This is a genomic window from Rhodopila sp., from assembly GCF_035548095.1.
Taxonomy (GTDB): Bacteria; Pseudomonadota; Alphaproteobacteria; order Acetobacterales; family Acetobacteraceae; genus Rhodopila.
Genome location: NZ_DASZUV010000023.1, coordinates 59,404 through 82,179, shown reverse-complemented (window position 1 = coordinate 82,179; position 22,776 = coordinate 59,404). Strand labels below are relative to the sequence as shown.

Annotated in this window: 19 protein-coding genes and 3 tRNA genes; 16 read left to right on the top strand and 6 right to left on the bottom strand. The window is 64.0% G+C overall.

What is annotated here, in order from left to right:
- Positions 1–35: 35 nt before the first annotated feature.
- From VHC04_RS17520 to VHC04_RS17500, 5 genes are all read right to left on the bottom strand, one after another.
- On the bottom strand, positions 36–317 hold the full coding sequence (locus VHC04_RS17520) for an acyl carrier protein (RefSeq protein WP_325683641.1): 282 nt from the start codon (positions 315–317) through the stop codon (positions 36–38).
- 275 nt (positions 318–592) lie between these two features.
- Positions 593–1,789: a Zn-dependent hydrolase gene (locus VHC04_RS17515; protein ID WP_325683639.1), complete on the bottom strand. Its 1,197-nt coding sequence runs from the start codon at positions 1,787–1,789 to the stop codon at positions 593–595.
- A gap of 103 nt (positions 1,790–1,892) precedes the next feature.
- Entirely contained in the window at positions 1,893–2,219 is a 327-nt protein-coding gene (locus tag VHC04_RS17510) for an NIPSNAP family protein (protein WP_325683637.1), read from the bottom strand.
- Positions 2,220–2,413: 194 nt separating this feature from the next.
- Positions 2,414–3,334 (bottom strand): acetyl-CoA carboxylase, carboxyltransferase subunit beta, encoded by a 921-nt coding sequence (gene accD / locus VHC04_RS17505; protein ID WP_325683635.1) that lies wholly within the window; start codon positions 3,332–3,334, stop codon positions 2,414–2,416.
- 174 nt (positions 3,335–3,508) lie between these two features.
- On the bottom strand, positions 3,509–6,043 hold the full coding sequence (locus VHC04_RS17500) for a Hint domain-containing protein (protein WP_325683633.1): 2,535 nt from the start codon (positions 6,041–6,043) through the stop codon (positions 3,509–3,511).
- 412 nt (positions 6,044–6,455) lie between these two features.
- On the opposite strand from VHC04_RS17500, the gene VHC04_RS17495 reads away from it, so the two are divergent.
- Genes VHC04_RS17495 through VHC04_RS17485 form a run of 3 tightly spaced genes read left to right on the top strand, consistent with a single transcriptional unit; the run spans position 6,456 to position 9,966 of the window.
- Positions 6,456–7,658: a pyridoxal phosphate-dependent aminotransferase gene (locus tag VHC04_RS17495; RefSeq protein WP_325683631.1), complete on the top strand. Its 1,203-nt coding sequence runs from the start codon at positions 6,456–6,458 to the stop codon at positions 7,656–7,658.
- Positions 7,658–8,881: a pyridoxal phosphate-dependent aminotransferase gene (locus VHC04_RS17490; RefSeq protein WP_325683629.1), complete on the top strand. Its 1,224-nt coding sequence runs from the start codon at positions 7,658–7,660 to the stop codon at positions 8,879–8,881. Before VHC04_RS17495 ends, VHC04_RS17490 begins: the two co-directional genes overlap by 1 nt.
- A gap of 5 nt (positions 8,882–8,886) precedes the next feature.
- Positions 8,887–9,966 (top strand): GNAT family N-acetyltransferase, encoded by a 1,080-nt coding sequence (locus tag VHC04_RS17485; RefSeq protein ID WP_325683627.1) that lies wholly within the window; start codon positions 8,887–8,889, stop codon positions 9,964–9,966.
- A 49-nt stretch (positions 9,967–10,015) separates the two neighbouring features.
- Here VHC04_RS17485 and VHC04_RS17480 read toward each other — a convergent pair whose 3' ends face one another.
- Positions 10,016–10,969: an IclR family transcriptional regulator gene (locus VHC04_RS17480; RefSeq protein WP_325683625.1), complete on the bottom strand. Its 954-nt coding sequence runs from the start codon at positions 10,967–10,969 to the stop codon at positions 10,016–10,018.
- 677 nt (positions 10,970–11,646) lie between these two features.
- Between VHC04_RS17480 and VHC04_RS17475 the strand changes: the two genes are divergently transcribed.
- The 13 genes from VHC04_RS17475 (at position 11,647) to VHC04_RS17415 (ending at position 22,775) form a co-directional block, all read left to right on the top strand.
- A tRNA-Leu gene (locus VHC04_RS17475) sits at positions 11,647–11,731 on the top strand.
- 69 nt (positions 11,732–11,800) lie between these two features.
- Positions 11,801–13,177: a trigger factor gene (gene tig, locus VHC04_RS17470; RefSeq protein WP_325683623.1), complete on the top strand. Its 1,377-nt coding sequence runs from the start codon at positions 11,801–11,803 to the stop codon at positions 13,175–13,177.
- A gap of 149 nt (positions 13,178–13,326) precedes the next feature.
- Positions 13,327–13,977 (top strand): ATP-dependent Clp endopeptidase proteolytic subunit ClpP, encoded by a 651-nt coding sequence (clpP, locus tag VHC04_RS17465; protein WP_325683621.1) that lies wholly within the window; start codon positions 13,327–13,329, stop codon positions 13,975–13,977.
- A 223-nt stretch (positions 13,978–14,200) separates the two neighbouring features.
- The gene (gene clpX / locus VHC04_RS17460) at positions 14,201–15,454 is read left to right on the top strand and encodes an ATP-dependent Clp protease ATP-binding subunit ClpX (RefSeq protein ID WP_325683619.1); all 1,254 of its coding nucleotides are present in this window, start codon (positions 14,201–14,203) and stop codon (positions 15,452–15,454) included.
- A gap of 183 nt (positions 15,455–15,637) precedes the next feature.
- Complete coding sequence (gene lon / locus VHC04_RS17455) at positions 15,638–18,064, top strand: endopeptidase La (RefSeq protein WP_325683617.1); 2,427 nt, start codon at positions 15,638–15,640, stop codon at positions 18,062–18,064.
- 217 nt (positions 18,065–18,281) lie between these two features.
- Positions 18,282–18,557 (top strand): HU family DNA-binding protein, encoded by a 276-nt coding sequence (locus VHC04_RS17450; protein ID WP_325683615.1) that lies wholly within the window; start codon positions 18,282–18,284, stop codon positions 18,555–18,557.
- 160 nt (positions 18,558–18,717) lie between these two features.
- Positions 18,718–18,792, top strand: a tRNA-Val gene (locus tag VHC04_RS17445).
- A gap of 222 nt (positions 18,793–19,014) precedes the next feature.
- Positions 19,015–19,091, top strand: a tRNA-Asp gene (locus tag VHC04_RS17440).
- Between the two features lie 226 nt (positions 19,092–19,317).
- A complete protein-coding gene (locus VHC04_RS17435; protein ID WP_325683844.1) occupies positions 19,318–19,683 on the top strand; it encodes an NADH-quinone oxidoreductase subunit A in 366 nt (121 codons plus the stop codon).
- A 4-nt stretch (positions 19,684–19,687) separates the two neighbouring features.
- On the top strand, positions 19,688–20,242 hold the full coding sequence (locus tag VHC04_RS17430) for a NuoB/complex I 20 kDa subunit family protein (protein WP_325683613.1): 555 nt from the start codon (positions 19,688–19,690) through the stop codon (positions 20,240–20,242).
- On the top strand, positions 20,235–20,912 hold the full coding sequence (locus VHC04_RS17425; RefSeq protein ID WP_408903828.1) for an NADH-quinone oxidoreductase subunit C: 678 nt from the start codon (positions 20,235–20,237) through the stop codon (positions 20,910–20,912). Before VHC04_RS17430 ends, VHC04_RS17425 begins: the two co-directional genes overlap by 8 nt.
- A gap of 6 nt (positions 20,913–20,918) precedes the next feature.
- A complete protein-coding gene (locus tag VHC04_RS17420) occupies positions 20,919–22,133 on the top strand; it encodes an NADH-quinone oxidoreductase subunit D (protein ID WP_325683611.1) in 1,215 nt (404 codons plus the stop codon).
- Positions 22,134–22,136: 3 nt separating this feature from the next.
- Positions 22,137–22,775, top strand: a complete 639-nt coding sequence (locus VHC04_RS17415; protein WP_325683609.1) for a complex I 24 kDa subunit family protein — start codon at positions 22,137–22,139, stop codon at positions 22,773–22,775.
- Position 22,776: the final 1 nt, after the last annotated feature.

The following is a 22,776-nucleotide window of genomic DNA, read 5'->3' as shown; positions in this document are numbered from 1 at the left end:
TATAGATGCGCGTCGAGTCGGAACAGCACGGCCTGTCAGGCCGATTTCGCGGCCACCAGCTTGTCGATGTTGGCGCACAGGTTCTTCATGACGAAATATTCGTCGGTCGAGACCTTGCCCTCATTGACATCCTGCATCCACGTTTCCAGCGGCATCTTGATGCCGAACGCCTTGTCAATGGCAAACGCAACATCCAGGAAATCAAGGCTGTCGATGCCAAGATCATTGATGGCGTGGCTGTCGGGCGTGATCTTCTCACGCTCGATATCGCAGGTATCCGCGATGATCCCGGCCACGGTGTCGAAAGTCGATGCCATACGTCAACCCCTAGGAAAGTCCGGCCCCCTAACATCCCCGCCCGTGGCGGGCAAGGGTGATGGATCGGCGCTGCGCCCGACGTACGGCCAGGGCCGAGCTCTGGACGTCGTCGATTTTGGCTCTCGGGATGGGGGGATTCACGTAGCCGTTGCAGGCGGCACGGCGGGCCGCCTCATCCCCCAAATCCAATGAATGGGTTCCAAAGGCCTCCTGCCTTTGGCGGGGTCCCCGAGGGACAGGGCCACTCGGTAAGACATCGGGCGGATTTCGGACCCTACCCCAGCAACGCCGCGCAGGCATCGGCCATCACCTGGCAGCCCAGCACAATGTCCTCATCGCTGGTGTTCTCGGTGTAGTGATGGCTGATGCCGCCGATGCTGGGGACGAACAGCATGGCGGAGGGCAGGCGCCGTGAAAGGATCTGTGCGTCATGCCCGGCGCCCGAGGGCATCTCCTGGTGCAGTCCGGGTGCCCGCGCATCGGCGGCTTTGCGCAGTGCCGCGCGCAAGCCGGGGTCCATGGCGGCTGGCGCGGTCTCGCTCCGGTATGCGATTTCGACGGAGCAGGGGCCTTTGCCGGCTTCGGAGACCAGCCGGTTCAGGCAGGCCTCCAGCCGGTCCAGGATCATCGGGTCGGTGTCGCGGAACTGGAAGGTCAGTTCCGCCGCGCCGGGGACGATGCTGGGGGCGCCTGGGTCCAGCCTGATGTCACCGGTGGTCCAGACCGTCCGCGGCCCGGCGAGTTTCGGAAACTCCTCTTCGATCCGGGCCACCAGCTTCACCAGGGCGACGCCGGCATCCTTGCGGATGGCCATGCGCGTGGTCCCGGCGTGGTTCTGCTGGCCCTTGAAATCGATCCGGAACCGCCGGCTGCCGACGATCGCCGTCACGACGCCGACGCGCAAATGATGATCCTCCAGATCCTGGCCTTGCTCGATATGAGCCTCGATATAGCCCTGGTAGCGTGCTGGATCGATTACCCGGCGCGGTAATCCCGCAAAACCCGCCTCGTGCAACGCGTCGCGCAGTGATTGGCCGCTGGAGCGGTTATGGCAGTCGTCGATTTCCTGCTCCGTCAGCAGGTCGCAGAAGGAACGGGAGCCGATGAAGGAGCCGAAATGCCCTTCCTCATCCGCCCAACTGGCGACGTCGATCCCGCCGCTCAATGTCCTGGCAATTTCCAGCCCGTAGATCACGCCCATGACGCCATCCAGCCAGCCGGCATGATTCTGTGTTTCCAGGTGGCTACCCAACAGCAGCTTGCGGCCGGGGCGGGAGTCCAGCCCGTAGACATTGCCGATGCCGTCGATGGATGCGTCCAGCCCGGCCTCCCGCAGCCGTCCGACAAGCCAGTGGCGCGCTTCCACGTCCTGGGGGGAGAAGGTCGGCCGATGGACGCCGGTCTTGTATCTTCCGATCTCACGGACCGCGTACAAGTCCTTCAACAGACGGGTCGCATCGATCTGGGGCATCCGCACGCTCCGTGAAAGGTTGCCGCAGTGCAGCATAATTCCCCGTCCACCGTCCATATTCCGAGAGGGAACGGCCGGTCTGGCCGTTCCCTTGTCGAGCCGGTTATTTCACCGAGGAATACGGCGTCGGAGTCAGAATGAAGTTCTTGACGTTGGCGACGATTGCCCCGTTTTCCTCGGTCTTGGCTCTGGCTGCCAGCCATTCCGGGTCAGCCGCGAACGCGTTCCACTTCTTTTCACGGTCGGCCAGGGATTCCCATTCCAGCATGTAGTACAAAGTCTGGTTGGATTCGCCGATCAGGGTCGTCCAGAAGCCAGCCTGCTTGATGCCGTGCTTTTCCCACAGCTTCAGCGTAATGGTGGCAAAACGGTTGTTCAGGTCCGGCAGCTTGCCTGGCACACACTCGTAGATCCGCAGTTCATGGATCATCGTTTCCTCCTGGGTTGGGGTGGTCCCGGAGCGCCTCCAGGATAGCTGGAAACCCTCCAGGCGCTGTTTCGCGAGCAATCTCCCAGCCCGAGGATCGCCGCGCGATGCCAGCCGGGCCGAGATTGCTTCAGGAGTGTGCGGCCGGCCGGCGCCGCCGGCAAGGCACCTGTCCGGCTCCTGGCCCGACTCTTGGGCTATTCGCCGGCTGGAGACGACGTGCCGAGCACTTCCGGCGCCGGTGGCTCCGGCGTCGCCGACGAGGGCGGCGGCTCATACGGCATCAGCAGGCCGATCAGCCGAGCGAGCGTCGCCGGCATGTCGTCGCGCTTCACCACCATGTCGATGATGCCGTGTTCCAGCAGGTACTCGGCGCGTTGGAAGCCTTCGGGCAGTTTTTCCCGCACGGTCTGTTCGATCACGCGGGACCCGGCGAAGCCGATCATCGCCCCGGGTTCGGCGATCTGGATATCGCCCAGCATGGCGAAGCTGGCGGTCACGCCGCCAGTGGTGGGATCGGTCAGCACGATGATGAAGGGCAGCCTGGCGTCCTTCACGAGCTGTGCGGCGATCACCGTACGGGGCATCTGCATCAGGCTGATGGCGCCTTCCATCATCCTGGCCCCACCGGATGCCGTAAAGACGATGTAGGGGCATTGCTGCAACGTCGCAAGCCGCGCGCCGGCGACGATCGCCTCGCCCACCGCCGCGCCCATGGAGCCGCCGATGAAGTCGAAGTCCATGACCGCGACGACCGCTTTCCGCCCCTGGATGCTGCCATGGGCAACCAGGATCGCGTCCTCCGTATGGGTCTTGTCGCGCGCCTCCTTCAGCCGGTCGGCATAGCGCTTCGAGTCGCGGAAGCGCAGCGGATCGGCGACGACCTTCGGCAGTTCGATCACCGTGTAGCTGCCTTCGTCGAAGGTCCAGTCCAGGCGCTCCTTGGCCAGAATCCGCATGTGATGGCCGCAATGCGGGCACACTTTATGGGATGCCGCGAAATCCCGATGGAAGATCATCTGCTGGCACTCGGGACATTGGTGCCACAGGTTTTCCGGCACTTCCCGCGTGAACAGGGTACGGATTTTGGGCCGGACGTACTCGGTGAGCCAATTCATGGCGCGTGCATAGCGATGCCGCGGGCGGCGGGCAATGACCGCGGCGGACGCATGTCTCCTCCGGCTGATCCGCGCATGGTCCCCGCAGTCTGCCGATGCGCCCTGGCCGCACGAGGAATGCCCTTTGGTCAGGCGTTCACGGTGACCGATAGCGCCAGCCGGGCCTCGTCTGGTCTAGGCGATCCGACGCTGGTCGTCCGTCAGCAGCGGGTAGAAGGCGCGCCCGGTCAGGTGCACGACCAGCTCCCATGCTCCAGCCGGGCCGGCAAACAGCGTCTCAGGCAGGCGTGCGTCACCGTTCGTCCACTGCCCGTCGGATCCGGCTTCCGGCGGATGAAATCCGTCCTGGAAGCGCGGATCACCGGCCGCCGCCACCCGGCTGCGATCGCCTTGCCATGCGGTCACGCGCGCGACCGCCACGCCCAGCTGGCGCGGATCGCGTAGCGTGCCAAGCTCCTGCGGAGCGGCGGCGCGCGAGCAGAGCCGAACGGAGCGGACCGGCCCTGCCAGATGGAACCGGTAGGCAGCACCGTATCGGTCCGACGGATCGATTCGCCGGCCATCGGCGACAAGGTGCAGATCCGGCTCATCCGTCAGGACCCAGCCGGGCCGCCCGCCCGTCCTGTGCAACAGATGCCGCCACAGCGCGTCGACGACCGGGCCGCCGGTCAGCACCGGTGCACAGGGAGGCTGTGGTGGCCTATCCCAGCCCGTATTGGCATTCTGAAACAGCCAGCGATTGCCATCGTCGCGATAGCTTTCCGCCGGCGCCCCGTTCGCCAGCAGAACGTCGTGGCTTTCCAACTCGACATGGTACAGCAAGACTTCCTGCGCGTGGTCGTCCCAGCGGATGGAGCGGTGGTTCACCAGAAACTCAACGGGGATGAGCACGCCATCCAGGAACAGGGCGTGCGCCTTGGTGATGCGCAGGTCGCGGTGTGGCACATTGTCCGCCAGCGCGCCTTTCAGCACCGTCACCGGCGTGGCGGGGCCGCGGCGGCCGCGTGTCGCCAGTTGCCGGCCTTGGCCGATCCAGACCACACGGCGATCGGCGCCGCTGGCCGTCCGGACAAGGTCGCCTTGCGCCAACGTTTCGACCGGCTGTTCACCGCCGGGCGTGGCGATCATCGTGCCGGCCAGAAAACAGAGCGGTGTGAAAATGAAATCGCTGCCCGTCACCGCTGGCGTGCCGTACAGCAGGATTTCCATATCGGCCGATCTATCCCCGTCAAGGTCGACCTCGACGCGTTCGTTCCCGCTGTCCGGCACGGTGATCACTTCGCCGGCGGATCCTGAAAAACTGCCTGTATTGGCGAAGTGGAGGGGATCGCCGTGACTGTCGGTGAGGCTCGACATGTCGAATTTGTCGGAACCAGCCGTAAAGTCCCCGATCGTCGTCAGGCTCGGGCCGCCGACAGGGGCGTCGGTCACGGCATTGAAGATAAAAGTGTCGTCGCCGCCCTGGCCCCACATCACGTCGGTGCCGCCACCGCCGGTGATCATGTCATTGCCGGCTCCGCCCACGATGTAATCGGCGCCGGTCCCGCCGATCAGCCGGGTTGCGTTGGTCGCGTCGCCGAACAGCGAATCGCCCTGATCATTGCCGGTCGCGGTCAGCCCGACGCCATAGACCTGCAGGTATTCGAAATTATCCGGCAGTGTGAAGCTGACCGAGGCGTAAACGCTGTCATATCCCTGATTCGGTTGCTCGATCAGAACATCGGTCGGGCTGTCGACGTAATAATTATCGTCGCCCGCGCCGCCGATCAGTGTGTTGTCGCCGTCGCCGCCGTATAGAGAATCGTTGCCATCACCGCCCGAAAGGGTGTCGTTGCCGGCCAGGCCCAGCAGCGTGTCATTGCCGCTGGATCCGATGATGATGTCGTTGACCGAGGTGCCGTGGATCACCTCACTGGTGCCGGTCGCTGTCTGGGTCAGCGTCTGCGTGGTGGCGTCCCAGGTCCAGCTCGACACCGCGTTACTGCCGGCGGCGGAGTCCGTCACCACGGTCCCGGTCCCCGCGGGGCCGTACAGAAATGCGGCCGCGTCCTCGTCCAGCGGCTTCAGATGCTGGTCGGTCGGGTTCGTGTCGCCGACGGTCGCCATCACGGTCCGCGTCGGGTCGTCGGAATCCAGTACCTGGTCATGCGTGACGACCGGGTTGGCGGCATAGTCGGTCACGACCTCGGTGGGATGCTTCAAGCCCAGCGCATGCCCGATTTCATGCAGAAGCGTGCCATAATTGACGGTGCCGTTGTTCATGAACTGGGTATTCATGAACACGTCGCCCGATGCGGTCAGATCCTCGGTGAAATACGGGTAACTGAAGTTGTTCCAGTCGCCAAATGGATAGAACCCGATTCCGCCAGAGCCGGCATAGGACGGGTTGCTGGTGGTGTTGAAGTCGACATTGGCGAAGTTGATGTCGCCCTGGCCGGCGGCAACCTGCACGAAGACGATGCCGGAGGCCGATGCCCACTCATTCAACGCCGAAATCGCCTGCGCCTGTTCCGCCGCGGAGAACGCCTGGAAGCTGGCCAGGGTGTCGAGCGTAAAGCCGTCGACGGAGGCATCGTAGGCCGGCAGCGTGGTCGGGAACGAAAAGGTGACGATGATCGGATTGCCGCCGGAACCACCGAGTGACGGAACCTCGATACCGTTCCAATAATTGCCGCTGAGCAGGGCCGTGTAGTCGTTGACGACGGTCATGGCTGTCGAGGTCCACCAGGCAGGTCAGCAATGACCCATTTTATTCGGAGTAGGGCGGAACAATCGAGATAAATTTGAGACCAAGCATTATTTGATGGATATGAGGACATTACGAAGCGCCTTGTAAAATGTGATGCCATGGGGGTCGGTTGATGAAACGGTCGGATCGGCAACCCAACGGTGCAACAAACTGTCCCGAGCGCATTGTCGGCTTGGCAACCGGTCCTCGCCGACGGGTGTCATGCCGCCTTGTCCTCGCCAGGCGTATGCCTGGCAGCCCGTCCCTGCCGGCATGGCACCCGTTCGCTTCCGGCACGGCCGCCGTGTTGATCCCGCGCGCGCACGCGCGTAGGGTCCGCCGCTTTCCATCCACCCGGCTACCGCCATCTGGACCTGATCCAAGGACCCGAACATGTCGCTCACGTCCGAACGCCTCGACCGCATCCAGCCCAGCCTGACCATCGCGATTTCCACGGTGGCGCGCCGGATGATCGCGGAGGGGAAAAACGTGATCAGCCTGTCACAGGGGGAGCCGGATTTCGACACGCCCCGCAACATCAAGGATGCGGCGATCAGAGCGATCGAGGAAGGGCAGACCAAGTATACGGATGTCGCCGGCACCCCCGCCCTGCGCAAGGCGGTGGCGGAAAAGTTCAAGCGGGACAGCGGCATCGAGTACAAGCCCGAGGAGATCATCATCGCCACCGGCGCCAAGCAGGTGCTGTTCAACGCCATGGTCGGCACGCTGAACGCCGGCGATGAAGTCATCATCCCCAGCCCGTGCTGGGTGAGCTATCCGGACATCGTCACCCTGGCCGACGGCAAGCCGGTGCTGGTGCCGTGCAGCCAGAACAACGGCTTCAAAATGCGACCCGAAGACCTTGAGGCCGCCATCACGCCGAAGACCCGCTGGTTCATGCTGAACAACCCCTGCAATCCGACCGGCGCCGGCTACAGCGCCGAGGATTTGCGGCCGATCTGCGACGTGCTGCTGCGCCATCCGCATGTATGGGTGCTGACCGACGACATCTATGACAGCCTGGTCTATGGCGGCTTCAAACCCGCAACGATCGTCGCCGTGGAGCCGACGCTGAGGGACCGGACGCTGACCGTGCACGGTGTCTCCAAGGCCTATGCGATGACCGGCTGGCGCATCGGCTTTGCCGGCGGCCCGGTGCAGCTGATCAAGGCCATGGACAAGCTGCAAAGCCAGTCGACCTCCAACCCGAACTCGATCGCCCAAGCCGCTGCGGTCGAGGCACTGACCGGTCCGCAGCAGACGGTCGAGGACATGCGCAAGGTGTTCGAGGAACGGCGGGACCTGGTCGTGTCGATGCTGAACCAGGCGCCCGGCATGCACTGCACGACCCCGGAAGGCGCGTTTTACGTCTATCCGTCGATCCAGGGATGCCTGGGCAAGACCTCCAAGGGGGGCAAGCTGATCAAGGACGACGAGGCCTTCGCCCTGGCGCTGCTGGATGAGGAAGGGGTGGCGACCGTGCACGGCGCGGCCTTCTGCTACCCGGGCTATATCCGCATCAGCTACGCCAACGCCACCGAGGAGCTGCGCGAGGCGATGACCCGTATTCAGCGCTTCTGCCAGGGACTGCACTGATGGCTGGCCAGACGCCCGCGACGCCGGGTTTCGCGTCACGCCTGAGCCGGGTGGAGCTGGCTGCCAGTGTGCGGATGACGATCAAGGCGCGCGAGCTGCGTGCAGCGGGCAAGCCGGTGGTCACCCTGACCACCGGCGAGCCGAATTTCGACAGCCCCGCCCATGCCATCGAGGCGGCGCACCAGGCCGCCCTGAAGGGCGATACGAAATACCCGCCGCAGGATGGGACGCGGGCGCTGAAGGAAGCGATCCAGCGCAAATTCAAGCGTGATTCGAACCTGGATTATGCGCTGGACGAGATATGCGTATCCAATGGCGCGAAGCAGGCGATCTTCAACGCCATCATGGCGACGGTGGACCCGGGCGATGACGTCGTGATCCCGGTCCCGTCCTGGATCGCCTATACGCAGATGGTGCAACTCTGCGAGGCGAACCCGGTGCTGGTGACCTGCCCGCAGAACAACGGCTTCAAGCCGCGGGCCGAGGATATCGACGCCGCGATCACACCGAAGACCAAGTGGCTGATCCTGAACAACCCGAACAACCCGACCGGTGCCTGCTGCTCCGCCGAGGAGCTGGAGGCGATCGCCAAGGTAATGCGGAAACACCCGCATGTCTGGATCATGTCGGACGACATGTATGAACATCTCGTCTTCGACGGGTTCCGCCACACCACGGTCGCGCAGATCGCACCCGATCTAAAGGATCGGACCCTGACGATCAGCGGCGTGTCGAAGACCTACGCCATGACCGGCTGGCGCGTCGGCTTCGCCGGTGGCCCGAAGGCGCTGATCAAGGCGATGACGGTGATGCAGGGGCAGGTCACCGCCGGCATCTCCACCGTGGGACAGGCGGCGGCCACGGCCGCGCTCGACGGCCCTCAGGGCGGCGTCGATGAGCAGATCAAGGCGTATCAGCGGCGGCGGGACATCGCGGTGGAGATGCTGAACGCGTCTCCCGGCATCTCCTGCCACAAGCCGGAGGGCGCGTTCTATGTGTTCCCGAACGTCGCCGGATTGCTGGGCAAGACGACGACCGGCGGTCGCAAGCTGAACAATGATGAGGATGTGTGCCTCGCGTTGTTGGAGGAGCACTACGTCGCCACGGTCCACGGCGCGGCGTATCACATGAGTCCGTATCTGCGGATCAGCACCGCCACCGCGGATGATGACCTGGTGGAAGGGCTGCGCCGTATTCAGACCTTCTGCGAGGGCCTGCGCTGACCGTTTTGCCGCCGATCAGGCCGGGCCGGGATGACGACGGTCCGCAGCTGATCGACCTGATCCGCACCTGCTGGTCCCGCTACCCCGGCATCGTCTTCGACGTCGATGCCGAGATGCCGGAACTGCATGCGCTGGCGACCTACTATGACGGCGCGCTCTGGGTGGCCGAGGCCGCGGGCCGGGTCGTCGGCATGATCGCCACCAGGCCGGTCTCGAAGCTGTCGCCGGGGGTGGTGGTGCCAGGGGCCGTCCCGGTAACAGTCCAAGGGGAGGTCCCGGATGGCGCACAGGGTTGCTGGGAAATCTGCCGTGTCTATGTTCATCCCGACCTGCATGGCGGCGGGTTGGGGCACGCGCTGTTGGACCGGGCGGAAGCTCATGCGGTGGCGCACGGCGCCACGCGGCTGGCGCTATGGTCCGATACGCGGTTCGATCGCGCGCACCGCTTCTACGAGAAGCGGTCCTATGTCCGGATGGGCGGCATCCGGGTACTGCATGACCTGTCGAACTCATTGGAATTTGCCTATGCCAAGCCGCTGAATGGCGTCGAACGGCTGGATGCCGCCGGCGCGGCGTCGGCGGAGCGGCGCCTGGCCGACATTCTCATCGCCTGTGTGGAGGCGGGGGCGTCGGTGTCGTTCCTGCCGCCGCTCGATACCGGCCGGGCTGCCGCGTTCTGGCATGGCATCAGCACCGGGGTGGCCAACGGGAGGGGGTTGTTGTTTGCCGGATGGCGGAATGGCGTGCTGTCCGGTTGTGTCGGCCTGGACCTGGCGATGCCCGAGAATCAGTCGCACAGGGCCGAAGTCCAGAAGCTGCTGGTGCATCCGCAAGCGCGCCGCACCGGTCTCGCGCTGGCCCTGATGGCACAGGCGGAACAGGCCGCCCTGGCCGAGGGGCGCACGCTGCTGACCCTGGATACGCAAGCCGATGCCGCCGGCGCGGCCCTGTATCGCCATGCGGGCTGGACGGAAGCCGGCCGTATCCCCGGCTTCGCCCGCGACGCCACCGGGCGGCTTCGGGATACGCTGATTTTCTGGAAACGGCCGGCGCCCGCTGCGGACGGCCGACCTGAGGGCCGTTAGGACCCGCCGGCGTCCCTCTCGGAAACGCCGGGCCCAGGGTCCGGGGCCATCAGGCCCCTTTGCCCAAAATAGAATGTGGCCGGGCGAGGTTGATCATGGCGCTGGACGCCACTTGCCAGCCTTTCGGCGCCGCTTCTGGACGGATCATCCCATCATGCTGCGGCAGAACCGGTGCTCCCAGGGCTTCGGACAGCCGGTTCGCGGCATCCAGCACCTGCGGCAGCACGGCGCGCGGACGCGGCGGGCGCATCCGCATGGAAGGCGACGCGATGTAGAGCACGGCGATCACCGCTCCACTGGCGTCCCGCACTGGCGCGGCGATGCCGACCGCGCCCGCCACGACCTCATCCGAGGTGATCAGGTAGCCGCGGGTGCGGATGCGCTGCAGATCGGCCGCGATCCAGGTCGCGTCGGTCCGCGTTGCCGGGGTGAACCGGTTCAGCCGACGGGCGAGCAACTGGGTCTGCACCGGTTCTGGCGCGAAGGCGAGCAGCAGACGGCTGCTGCCGGCATGCAGCGGGCTGCGCTTGCCGACTTCCGAATATACCCGGAGGGCCGGATCGGTCTGGTAGATGGCGACCGTTTCGCTCTCCATCCCCTCGCGGACGCGGAGATAGACGTTCTCCCCCGTCGCCTTGCCGAGCTGTGCCAGGATCGGCATGGCGGTGGCCGCAAGGGCGCCTTGCTCAGTCGCGGCTCGGCTTAGCACGTTCCAGCGGGCGCCCAGGCGCCAAAGGCCGCGGGATTCGTCCTGAAGTGCAAAGCCGCGGGATTGCAAGGTGCGCAACAGCCGGAAACCGGCGGTGCGGGTGCAGCCGGCGGACTCCGCCAGGGCTGCCAGGGACGCCGGGCCGATACGGGCGAGGGCTTCAAGGATATCCAGGGTGCGATCGACGACCGCGATATTGTAGTCTGGGGGGGAGGCATCCGGAAAGCCCGCGTTCAGCGCGGCAGATTTGGCTTTTGGTTTGGACGTTCCGTTGATGCTCTTCACAGGGCCCATATTTCGTTCCCTCTTGGTGCGGGCCGCCGACTTTTCGTTGCGCTATGATGCGGATCAACCATTTCGGGCCCGAAAGCGAATTTTCTTCGAACTATCGTCGCATCGTGGCCGGCAATCCGTTAATCCTCATTTTGCATGGGTGCTATGCAGGCCACCAAAAACGGCATACCTGGGAAGTATTCTCTCGTGCAGCGCTGTATGAGAGATGTTTCTTTCCCTCGGCCAACGAAATTGTTTCACAATCCTACAGCTGCGCGGCGGCTGGAAATCCGTGCTGCATGCAGGCGCCATCAGCATCGCATGGATACCGATCCGCGTCCGGACATTTGTTGTATGCCGCGTCGCACAACGTGATTGGCGACCGTCTCAACTGTAACCGTCGTGCCAGCGCCAGGGCGGCCGGCAGACCGGTCGGGGCCGCGGCGGTCACCGCGGCGGATCGCGGAGAAGCAGCAAGACGCGGAGCGGATATGGCCGGGCCGGCCGCCTCTGCCCGTCCTTCCCGCCGGTTCGGCTGCTCTGCCCCGGTTCGGCTGCTCTGCCAAGGATGTCGCTTGTCGCCGGGGATCGCCTGCGCTAAAGCGCGCGCTTCGTGTCGCGCGGCGTCATCTCCGTCGGGCTAACGCCGTTGAACTGCGCATGTGATGCCGCATGCGCAGCGACCCGAGCGTACCGGCGCGGGCGTGGTGAAACTGGTAGACACGCCAGATTTAGGTTCTGGTGGCGAAAGCCGTGGGGGTTCAAGTCCCTTCGCCCGCACCACCGGCCCGACGGCCGTCTTGCTCGGCCGGACGTGTACATAAGGAAGTGACTGGTTAGGATTGGCCGACAATGCAGGTAACCGAGACCCTCTCCGAAGGGCTGAAGCGGGGCTTTACGGTGGTGCTTCCCGCCGCCAACCTCGATGCCAAGCGCAATGACCGGCTGGCGTCGCTGGGCAAGGAGCTGCGGTTGCCCGGGTTCCGTCCCGGCAAGGTGCCACCGGCGATCGTGAAGCAGCGGTATGGCAAGGCGGTCTCGGCCGAGGTGGTCGAGGAATCCGTGAACGACGCCACCCGCACCGTGCTGAGCGAACGCGGCCTGCGTCCGGCGCGCCAGCCGACATTGACGGTGAAGACCGAGGACCCGACGCAACCCGGCACGGACGTCGAATTCACGCTGGAGATGGAGGTTCTGCCGTCGATCGCACTGCCCGATTTCAGCACCATCGCGCTGACCCGGCTGAAGGCCGAGGCGCCCGCCGAAAAGGTCGATGAATCGCTGCAGAACATTGCCAGGGCCAATCGCACGCTGGAGCCGATCCCGGCGGAGACGCTGTCAAGCCGTCCGGAAGGTGAGGGCGCGGCTACCGGCGATGTGCTGAAGGTGGACTTCGTGGGCAAGATCGACGGTACCCCGTTCGAGGGTGGGACGGCCAACGACATCGATGTGGAAATCGGCGGTTCCGGCTTCATCCCGGGCTTCGCCGAGCAACTCGCCGGCGCCCGGCTCGGCGAGCAGCGCACGATCAACGTGACCTTCCCGGACGACTACGGCAAGGAAGACCTGCGCGGGAAGGCGGCGACGTTCGATATCACGGTGAAGCAGATCAACCGCCAGATCATCCCCGCCATCGATGACGAACTGGCCAAGAAGCTGGGCGTCGAAAACCAGGAACGGCTGCGTGAACTGGTGACCAGCCGCATCCAGCAGGAGCTGGACAGCATGGCCCGCACCCGGCTGAAGAAGATGCTGCTGGACGCGCTGCAGGGAATGGTCGATTTTCCGGTGCCGGAGATGATGGTGAACGATGAGTTCGGCCAGATCTGGCAGCAGCTTGAGCGTGCGAAGGAGTCCGACACGCTGGACGATGCCGATAAGGGCAAGGACGACGAGACCCTGAAGTCCGAATACCGCGCGATCGCCGAACGCCGTGTGCGTCTGGGCCTGTTGCTGGCGGAAATCGGCCAGGTGAACGCCATCACCGTGACCGATCAGGAAATGGAGCGGGCCATGTGGTCGCGGGCCATGCAGTTCCCCGGCCAGGAGATGCAGATGCTGGAGCTGTTCCGGAAATATCCGATGCTGGCCAACAATGTCCGGGCGCCGCTGATGGAGGACAAGGTCGTCGACTACGTCCTGGAGCTGGCGAAGATCACCGATGAGGTCGTCTCGGCGGACGAGCTCGAAAAGGCGGTGGAGACGATGGCGGACAACATGCCGGCCTGATCCGGCCGGTTGACCGATCGAACAAAGAGCAGCCGGCTCGGTGACCATGGCCGCCTCGGCTGCCCTTTTTCAGCCGTCTGGTTTTTGCGCGCCGTACACCTACTTATGATAGGTCATTCCGACCGACCCCTTGCAACCAGGTGAGTACCATGCGGGACCGCGACCCAGTCGACATCTATGCCAATAATCTCGTCCCGATGGTGGTCGAGCAGACCGCGCGCGGCGAACGTGCCTTCGATATCTACTCCCGCCTGCTGAAGGAACGGATCATCTTCCTGACCGGTCAGGTCTATGACCAGGTCTCATCGCTGATCTGCGCACAATTGCTGTTCCTGGAATCGGAGAACCCGAACAAGGACATCAGTTTCTACATCAACAGTCCGGGCGGGGTGGTGTCGTCCGGCCTGGCGATCTATGACACGATGCAATATATCCGCAGCCCGGTCAGCACCGTGTGCATTGGCCAGGCGGCGTCCATGGGCAGCCTGTTGCTGTGTGCCGGCGCCAAGGGCAAGCGGTTCGCGTTGCCGAATTCCCGGGTCATGGTCCACCAGCCTTCCGGCGGCGCCCAGGGGCAGGCGACCGATATCGAAATCCAGGCACGCGAGATCCTGACGCTGCGCAAGCGACTGAACGAGATCTATGTCCGCCACACGGGCCAGCCCATCGAGGCCATCGAACGCAAGCTGGAACGCGATACCTATATGTCGGCCGAGGAAAGCCGGGATTTCGGGCTGGTCGATGAAGTTGTCGAGGCGCGTCCGATGGCGTCGTCAGGTGAGGATACTGCCAAGTCCTGACCGCATCGGCAAACAGGCAGGGGCGCGCGCCGGTCATTGTGATCCGCGGGGATGCGTGCCGCCGCGCAACGTCCCCGCCAGCGGCGTTTCATCGTGGCCCGGCGACTAACCCGGGCCACGAAGCATGACGCGCATGCGTCGGCCGCGTTGCGGTTCTTGTCCCGACGGCCCTTAGGGAGCTATTATCCCGAATTGTGCCCCTGAATCCGGGGGAGGAGTGCGCATGAGCAAGTCCGGCGATTCAAAGAATACCCTCTACTGCTCGTTCTGCGGCAAGTCCCAGCACGAGGTTCGTAAGCTTATCGCCGGTCCGACGGTCTTCATCTGCGACGAATGCGTCGAACTCTGCATGGATATCATCCGTGAGGAGCACAAGACGCATCTGGTGAAGTCCCGCGATGGGGTGCCTACCCCGCGGGAGATCTGCAAGGTGCTGGACGATTACGTGATCGGTCAGGACCATGCCAAGCGGGTCCTGTCGGTCGCGGTGCACAACCATTATAAGCGTCTGGCGCACGGCCAGAAGAACAACGACGTCGAGATCGCGAAGTCCAACATCCTGCTGGTTGGCCCGACCGGGTCGGGCAAGACGCTGCTTGCCCAGACATTGGCCAGAATCCTGGACGTGCCGTTCACCATGGCGGATGCCACGACCCTGACCGAGGCCGGCTATGTCGGTGAGGACGTGGAGAATATCATCCTGAAGCTGCTGCAGGCGGCCGACTACAACGTTGAGCGGGCGCAGCGCGGCATCGTCTATATCGACGAAGTCGACAAGATCAGCCGCAAATCCGACAACCCCTCCATCACCCGTGACGTCAGCGGGGAAGGGGTGCAGCAGGCTCTGCTGAAGATCATGGAAGGCACCATCGCCTCGGTACCGCCGCAGGGCGGGCGGAAGCATCCGCAGCAGGAATTCCTGCAGGTCGACACCACCAATATCCTGTTCATCTGCGGCGGTGCCTTCGCCGGGTTGGAGCGGATCATCAGCGCCCGCGGCAAGGGTTCGGGTATCGGCTATGGCGCTGAGGTACGCAGCCAGGATGAGCGGCGGATGGGCGCGATTTTGCGCGAGGTGGAGCCCGAGGATCTGCTGAAATTCGGCCTGATCCCCGAGTTCATCGGCCGCCTGCCTGTGGTGGCAACGCTCGAGGACCTGGACGAGAGCGCGCTGATGGAGATTCTGACCAAGCCGAAGAACGCGCTGGTGAAGCAGTACGGCCGGTTGTTCGAGATGGAGGGCGTCAAGCTGTCCTTCACTGAGGACGCATTGAAATCGGTGGCCACACGGGCGATCGCCCGGAAAACCGGCGCGCGCGGCCTGCGTTCGATCATGGAGCAGATTCTGCTCGCCACCATGTTCGATTTGCCGGGCCTCGACGGTGTCGAGGAGGTCGTGATCAACCGAGAAGTCGCGGAATCCAGGGCCAATCCGCTCTATCTGTACGGGAAAGAGCGGGCGGAGAGCAGTGCCTGACACAAAAAGGCGCTGTTCTACCCCTCCGGCTGGCCGGTAATGACGCGATCGCGGGGTTCAAGGGCTTGTGGCACGGTGTTTGCAGTCCATATCCCGCGAACGGGGCGTGACAGACCCATACAAGCGTCTTCCGAGCCGCATTCGGGCGGAAGGGGCTGACTGTCCATAAGGAGGTCGAAGCATATGACGGAACAAAATAAGCCGGCTGCCGAAGGGTCCGCCTCTGGCGACCTGATGCCGGTCTTGCCGCTGCGTGACATCGTTGTATTTCCGCACATGATCGTGCCGCTGTTCGTGGGGCGCGAGAAATCGGTGCGGGCGCTGGAAGCGGTGATGAAGGACGACAAGCAGATCCTGCTGGTCGCCCAGAAGAATGCCTCGCAGGACGACCCATCGGCGGATGACATCTATCGGATCGGCACCGTCTCGACGATCCTGCAGCTGCTGAAACTGCCCGACGGCACGGTGAAGGTGCTGGTGGAAGGGGGGCGGCGGGCGAAGATCGCCAGCTTCCGCGAAACCGAATCATATTTCGAGGCGGTCACCACGCCGATGCCGGACGTGGAGGGGGACAAGAAGGACATGGAGGCCCTGGGCCGTACCGTGGTCTCCCAGTTCGAGCAGTACATCAAGCTGAACAAAAAGATCGCGCCGGAAGTCCTTGTTTCTCTGAATCAGATCGAGGAGCCGTCCAAGCTGGCTGATACGGTGGCCAGCCATCTGAACCTGAAGATTCCGGAAAAGCAGGAATTGCTGGAAGTCGCCCGCGTCAGTGAGCGGCTGGAGCGCGTGTTCGGCCACATGGAGTCGGAAATCGGCGTCCTGCAGGTGGAGAAGCGCATCCGCAACCGCGTGAAGCGGCAGATGGAGAAGACGCAGCGCGAGTACTACCTGAACGAGCAGTTGAAGGCGATCCAGAAGGAGTTGGGCGAGGGCGAGGACGGCAAGGACGAGAACGCCGAGCTGGAAGCGCGCATCAAGAAGACGAAGTTCAGCAAGGAAGCTCGGGAAAAGGCCATGGCGGAGCTGAAGAAGCTGCGCACCATGAGCCCCATGAGCGCCGAGGCGACGGTGGTGCGCAACTACCTCGACTGGATGCTGTCCATTCCGTGGAAGAAGCGCAGCAAGATCCGCAACGACGTGATCGAGGCGGAGAAGGTGCTGGAGACCGACCATTACGGTCTGGACAAGGTGAAGGAGCGGATCATCGAGTACCTGGCGGTGCAGGCGCGCTCGCCCAAGGTGCGCGGCCCGATCCTGTGCCTGGTCGGGCCGCCCGGCGTCGGCAAGACCAGCCTGGGCAAGTCGATCGCCAAGGCCACCGGGCGCAGCTTCGTGCGCATGTCGCTGGGCGGCGTGCGGGACGAGGCCGAGATTCGCGGTCATCGGCGGACCTATATCGGCTCGATGCCCGGCAAGGTCATCCAGGGCATGAAGAAGGCGAAGACCTCCAACCCATTGTTCCTGCTGGACGAGATCGACAAGCTGGGCTCCGACTGGCGCGGCGACCCGTCCTCGGCGCTGCTGGAGGTGCTGGACCCGGAGCAGAACAGCACGTTCAACGACCACTATCTGGAGGTCGACTACGACCTGTCCGATGTGATGTTCGTGACGACGGCGAACAGCCTGCGCATGCCCCAGCCGCTGATGGACCGTATGGAGATCATCCGTATCCCCGGCTACACCGAGGATGAGAAGGTGGAGATTTCCAAGCGCCACCTGATCAGCAAGCAGTCCGAGGCGCATGGCCTGAAGAAGGACGAGTGGAGCATCAGCGAGGATGCGCTGCGCGACCTGATCCGGTACTACACACGGGAAGCCGGCGTCCGCAACCTGGAGCGTGAGATCGCCAATCTGGCCCGCAAGGCGGTGAAGGAGATCGTCACGAAGAAGGCGGCGAAGGTCGCGATCACCCGCAAGAACCTGGAGAAGTACGCCGGCGTGAAGAAGTTCCGCTTTGGCGAGACCGAGGCCGAGGACATGGTGGGGGTCGTGACCGGCCTGGCCTGGACCGAGGTGGGCGGGGAGATCCTGACCATCGAGTCGGTCATGCTGCCGGGCAAGGGCGCGGTGAAGCAGACCGGCAAGCTGGGCGACGTGATGCAGGAAAGCGTCTCTGCGGCGCTATCCTATGTCCGCAGCCGCTCGATCAAGTTCGGCATCAAGCCGACCCTGTTCGAGAAGCGGGATATCCATGTCCACGTGCCGGAAGGCGCGACTCCGAAGGATGGTCCGTCGGCGGGTATCGCCATGGCCACCTCCATCGTCTCGGTGCTGACCGGTATCCCGGTGCGCCGCGACGTGGCGATGACCGGTGAGATCACCCTGCGCGGCCGGGTGCTGCCGATCGGCGGGTTGAAGGAGAAGCTGCTGGCCGCCCTGCGGGCCGGCATCACGACGGTCTTCATCCCGAAGGAGAACGAGAAGGATCTGGCCGAAATCCCGGACAACGTGAAGAAGAACCTGAAGTTGATCCCGGTGGCGGACGTCGATGAGGTGATCGCCCAGGCGCTGGTGCGCAAGCCGGAGCCGATCGAATGGGAAGAACCGGCTGAGGCGCCATTGCCTGTCGCCAAGGGCGAATCGGCGGGCGCTTCCTTGCCGCACTGAATCGTGTCGCCCGTATCTTGATTCCCATCAAGATACGGGGTGATCACAGGGTTTTGTAATGGCCCGCCGGAACGGTCCGGCGGGCCATTTTTCGTGGTTTTTTCAGGTTTTCTGCCATTGACGGGGTGGAAACGCGGCCAGTAGTGTCCGCCGGCTTTCGCGGGGGGTCCGCCCCTCAGCTTGGATTCGTTGCTTTTGACAAGAGAAGGAAAACGCTGTGAACAAGATGGATCTTATCGCAGCCGTGGCTGAGGAAACGGAGCTGTCGCGTATTAAGGCGGGCGAAGTCGTGGATGCGGTCTTCAATGCCATCACGTCCGCGCTGAAGGAAAAGCAGGAAGTCCGTCTGGTCGGGTTTGGCACGTTCGCCTCCACCGTCCGCAAGGCCAGCACGGGCCGCAATCCCCGCACCGGCGAGGAGATGGCCATCCCTGAGTCGACCACCGTGCGCTTCAAGCCGGGCAAGGGCCTGAAGGACTCGGTCAGCGGCTAGTGCTTTTCCGGTCCATGCCCAGCGCGCCGCGTCGTCCGAGGCCGCAGTTCGTTCGGTGAGGCGGAATTAGGACACACCGCACACAGGCCCATTGCAGCCTGATCCAGAAAATCCCGTTGGCTTGCGACGCGCACCCGGTTCAAGGTGCGCGTCGGTTCATGGGCGGTTAGCTCAGCGGTAGAGCGTCTCGTTTACACCGAGAGGGCCGGCGGTTCGAATCCGTCACCGCCCACCAACCCCGCCATATTCTGTCCTCGGATGATACAACCCAAGCCCGCCTCGCGAGCGCCGGGGGCTTGGCTGCCGGCAGGCTTGTCGGACGTGATCTCCACGGCGCGCTGCTGCGTTGCCTTGCTTCGCCGTGCGTGCCGGTTGTCCGCTACGACTTTTTTTCCGGCGATCGGGTTTCGCGCTTGACGCTTTTTCCGCCGCGGCATAAACGCTGCGCCTCGCTGCTGCGGGTGTAGCTCAGTTGGTTAGAGCGCCGGCCTGTCACGCCGGAGGTCGCGGGTTCGAGCCCCGTCACTCGCGCCAGCAGCAATTCCCCCCAAATCAATGGCCTACCGCCTGTCGCTGACCAACGCGCGGCCTGTCGGACGCCAAAAATTCGACGCATTTTCGGCGTCGCGGGCTATGGCGGTCGCAATCGGATGGGTCTATGGTCCGCCGCGTTGCACGCAGGGTCGGGAAACGCGGTGGCGCCGATGGGCGCCCGGCCGCGTTCGCGCTGCGAGCGACCATGAACGATGGTGCCAGGACGATGCAGCCAGTTTTGTTCGGCTATCTGCCGATCCTTGTTTTCCTTGTGATTGCGGGCGGAATAGCGCTCGCCATGGTCGGGGGATCACTGCTGGCGGCGCGGCAGAAGCCTTATCAGGAAAAGCTGACGCCCTATGAGTGCGGCTTCGAACCGTTCGATGACGCCCGGCGCCGGTTCGACGTCCGGTATTACCTGGTTGCCATCCTGTTCATCATCTTCGACCTGGAAGTCGCCTTCCTGTTTCCATGGGCCGTGGCGCTGAACAAAATCGGCGCCTTCGGTTTCTGGTCGATGATCGGCTTCCTGGCCGTGCTGACGGTGGGGTTCATTTACGAATGGTGCAAAGGCGCCCTGGAGTGGGAGTAGCGGCATGAATGATTCGACCGCCATTGCCTGGAACCGGCAGGCACTTCCCCCGGGACCGGAACAGGACGCCGTCATCAAGGGCATCACGGGAGAGATCGCCGACAAGGGTTTCCTGGTCGCCAATCTGGACAAGGTGGTGAACTGGGCTCGCACCGGCAGCCTGTGGCCGATGACCTTCGGCCTCGCCTGCTGCGCGATCGAAATGATCCACGCCTATATGCCGCGCTATGACCTGGATCGGTTCGGCATCATTCCACGTGCCTCGCCGCGGCAGAGCGACGTGATGATCGTCGCCGGCACCCTGACCAACAAGATGGCTCCCGCGCTGCGCCGTGTGTACGACCAGATGCCGGAACCGCGCTGGGTGATCAGCATGGGCAGCTGCGCCAATGGTGGCGGCTATTACCATTACTCATATGCGGTGGTGCGCGGCTGTGACCGCGTGGTGCCGGTGGATGTGTATGTGCCGGGCTGCCCGCCGACCGCCGAGGCACTGGTGTACGGGATCATGCAATTGCAGAAGAAGATCCGCCGCACGGGGACGATCCTGCGTGGCTGAGGAAACCGCTCCCGCGGCCGAAGTGCCGCCGCCCCCGCCGCCGACTGCCCTGGAACTGCTGGGCCAGGCGATCGCGACGCTTGCGGGCGTGACCGCCTGGAAGATCGAATCGGGCAACGAACTGGTCGTGCATGTGGAGCGCGAGTCGCTGCTGACGGTCGCCACCGCGCTGCGCGACGATCCGCGCTTCGCGTTCGAGCAGATGATGGATCTGTGTGGCGTGGACTGGCCGGAGCGCGAAGTGCGGTTCGAGGTGGTCTACAACCTGCTTTCGGTGACCTTGAATCAGCGCGTGCGGGTGATCGTGCCGACCGGCCTGAATGAGCCGGTAGCCTCGGTCTGCGGCATCTGGCCCTCGGCCACCTGGTGGGAGCGGGAGGCCTGGGACCTGTTCGGCATCGTCTTCACCGGACAACCGGACCTGCGGCGCATCCTGACCGATTACGGGTTTGAGGGGCACCCGATGCGCAAGGACTTCCCGCTGACCGGCTATGTGGAAGTTCGGTATGACGAGGACCGCAAGGCGGTCGTCTACGAACCGGTCAAGCTGACTCAGGACTGGCGCAGCTTCGACTTCCTGTCACCCTGGGAAGGCATGACCACGCTGCCGGGCGATGAGAAGGTTTTCACGGAACGCGCGGAAGAGCGCCAGGCACAGGCAAAGGGCTAGGCGGCCATGAGCGAGACCGTGCATTTGGATCAGACGCCGAGAGGCCGGATCGTCGAGATCGACAGCCACTCCATCAATTTTGGTCCGCAGCACCCGTCGGCGCACGGCGTGCTCCGCCTCATCCTGGAGCTCGATGGTGAGGTGGTGGAACGGGCGGATCCGCATATCGGGCTGCTGCACCGCGGCACCGAGAAGCTGATGGAATACCGCACCTATACTCAGAACGTGCCGTATTTCGACCGGCTGGATTACACCTCCCCCATGGCGCAGGAGCACGCCTTCGTCCTGGCGGTGGAGAAGCTGCTGAGCATCACGCCGCCGGATCGCGGCCAGTGGATTCGCGTGATCTTCGCCGAAATCACACGCGTGCTGAACCATCTGCTCAACCTGACCACCTACGCTTTGGATGTCGGCGCGATCACGCCAAGCCTGTGGGGGTTTGAGGAGCGGGAGAAGCTGATGGAGTTCCATGAGGCGGCGTCCGGCGCGCGCCTGCATGCGAACTATTTCCGGCCCGGCGGTGTCGCGAAGGACCTGCCGGCCGGGCTGACCGACCGCATCGCCGTCTGGAGCGAGACCTTCCCGAAGTTCTGCGACGATCTGGAGGAGCTGCTGACCGCCAACCGGATCTGGAAGCAGCGGACGGTCGATATCGGGGTCATTTCCGCCGAGGACGCGCTGGCCTGGGGCTTTGCCGGCCCGCCGCTGCGCGCGTCCGGTGTGCCGTGGGACCTGCGACGGACCCAGCCCTACGACAAATACGCCGAGGTGGAGTTCCAGATTCCGGTCGGGCGGAATGGCGATTGCTACGATCGCTATCTGGTCCGCCTGAACGAGATGCGGGAGAGCGTGAAGATCATCCGCCAGGCGCTCGAAAAGATGAAGCCTGGACCGGTAAAGGTACAGGATCGCAAGTTCACCCCGCCATCGAGGGGGGAGATGAAGCGCTCGATGGAAGCGCTGATCCATCACTTCAAGCTGTATACCGAGGGATATCACGTGCCGGCCGGCGCGACCTACACGGTGGTGGAAGCGCCGAAGGGAGAGTTCGGCGTCTATCTCGTCGCCGACGGCACCAACCGCCCGTATCGCTGCAAAATCCGCTCCACCGGGTTCGCCTTCCTGCAGGCGACCGATGTCCTGTGCAAACGTCACATGCTGGCAGACGTGTCGGCGATCGTCGGATCGCTGGACGTGGTGTTCGGCGAGATCGACAGGTAGACCATGGCAGAGTCCAACGGACCGGCGTTCGAACAGCCGGCCAGCTTCGCCTTCGACGCGGACAGCGAGGCGGAACTGGCGAAGATCATTGCCAAGTATCCGGAAGGGCGGCAGGCAAGCGCGGTCATCCCCGGGCTTTATGTCGCCCAACGCCAGATGAAGCGGCAAACCGGCTCCGCCTGGGTGCCGGTCAAAGCCATGGATGCCCTAGCCGCCCGGCTGCAGATGGCGCCGATCCGCGTCTACGAGGTGGCGACATTCTACTTCATGTTCAATACCAGGCCGATTGGAAAGTACCACCTGCAGGTCTGCACCACGACGCCATGCTGGCTGCGCGGATCGGATGCGGTGACCGAGGCCTGCCGCAAGGAAACCGGCATCCAGGGTTGGGGTGAGACCTCGGCGGATGGCTTGTTCACGATGACCGAGGTCGAATGCCTGGGCGCCTGCGTGAACGCGCCGATCCTGCAAGTTGACGATGACTATTATGAGGATATGGACGCGCAAAAGGTGGCCGACCTGCTGGCCGCGCTGCGCCGGGGGGAACGGCCCCCACCCGGATCGATGGCGGGGCGCCAGACCTCGGCGCCGGCCGGCGGTCCCACCACCCTGACGACATTGCGTTTCGCGCCGGAGGCCTGAG

Excerpts from the sequence above, each read along its gene's own strand:
- VHC04_RS17520 (WP_325683641.1), bottom strand. The coding sequence starts at position 317 with ATGGCATCGACTTTCGACACCGTGGCCGGGATCATCGCGGATACCTGC.
- VHC04_RS17515 (WP_325683639.1), bottom strand. The coding sequence starts at position 1,789 with ATGCCCCAGATCGATGCGACCCGTCTGTTGAAGGACTTGTACGCGGTC.
- VHC04_RS17510 (WP_325683637.1), bottom strand. The coding sequence starts at position 2,219 with ATGATCCATGAACTGCGGATCTACGAGTGTGTGCCAGGCAAGCTGCCG.
- accD (WP_325683635.1), bottom strand. The coding sequence starts at position 3,334 with ATGAATTGGCTCACCGAGTACGTCCGGCCCAAAATCCGTACCCTGTTC.
- VHC04_RS17500 (WP_325683633.1), bottom strand. The coding sequence starts at position 6,043 with ATGACCGTCGTCAACGACTACACGGCCCTGCTCAGCGGCAATTATTGG.
- VHC04_RS17495 (WP_325683631.1), top strand. The coding sequence starts at position 6,456 with ATGTCGCTCACGTCCGAACGCCTCGACCGCATCCAGCCCAGCCTGACC.
- VHC04_RS17490 (WP_325683629.1), top strand. The coding sequence starts at position 7,658 with ATGGCTGGCCAGACGCCCGCGACGCCGGGTTTCGCGTCACGCCTGAGC.
- VHC04_RS17480 (WP_325683625.1), bottom strand. The coding sequence starts at position 10,969 with ATGGGCCCTGTGAAGAGCATCAACGGAACGTCCAAACCAAAAGCCAAA.
- tig (WP_325683623.1), top strand. The coding sequence starts at position 11,801 with ATGCAGGTAACCGAGACCCTCTCCGAAGGGCTGAAGCGGGGCTTTACG.
- clpP (WP_325683621.1), top strand. The coding sequence starts at position 13,327 with ATGCGGGACCGCGACCCAGTCGACATCTATGCCAATAATCTCGTCCCG.
- clpX (WP_325683619.1), top strand. The coding sequence starts at position 14,201 with ATGAGCAAGTCCGGCGATTCAAAGAATACCCTCTACTGCTCGTTCTGC.
- lon (WP_325683617.1), top strand. The coding sequence starts at position 15,638 with ATGACGGAACAAAATAAGCCGGCTGCCGAAGGGTCCGCCTCTGGCGAC.
- VHC04_RS17435 (WP_325683844.1), top strand. The coding sequence starts at position 19,318 with ATGCAGCCAGTTTTGTTCGGCTATCTGCCGATCCTTGTTTTCCTTGTG.
- VHC04_RS17430 (WP_325683613.1), top strand. The coding sequence starts at position 19,688 with ATGAATGATTCGACCGCCATTGCCTGGAACCGGCAGGCACTTCCCCCG.
- VHC04_RS17420 (WP_325683611.1), top strand. The coding sequence starts at position 20,919 with ATGAGCGAGACCGTGCATTTGGATCAGACGCCGAGAGGCCGGATCGTC.
- VHC04_RS17415 (WP_325683609.1), top strand. The coding sequence starts at position 22,137 with ATGGCAGAGTCCAACGGACCGGCGTTCGAACAGCCGGCCAGCTTCGCC.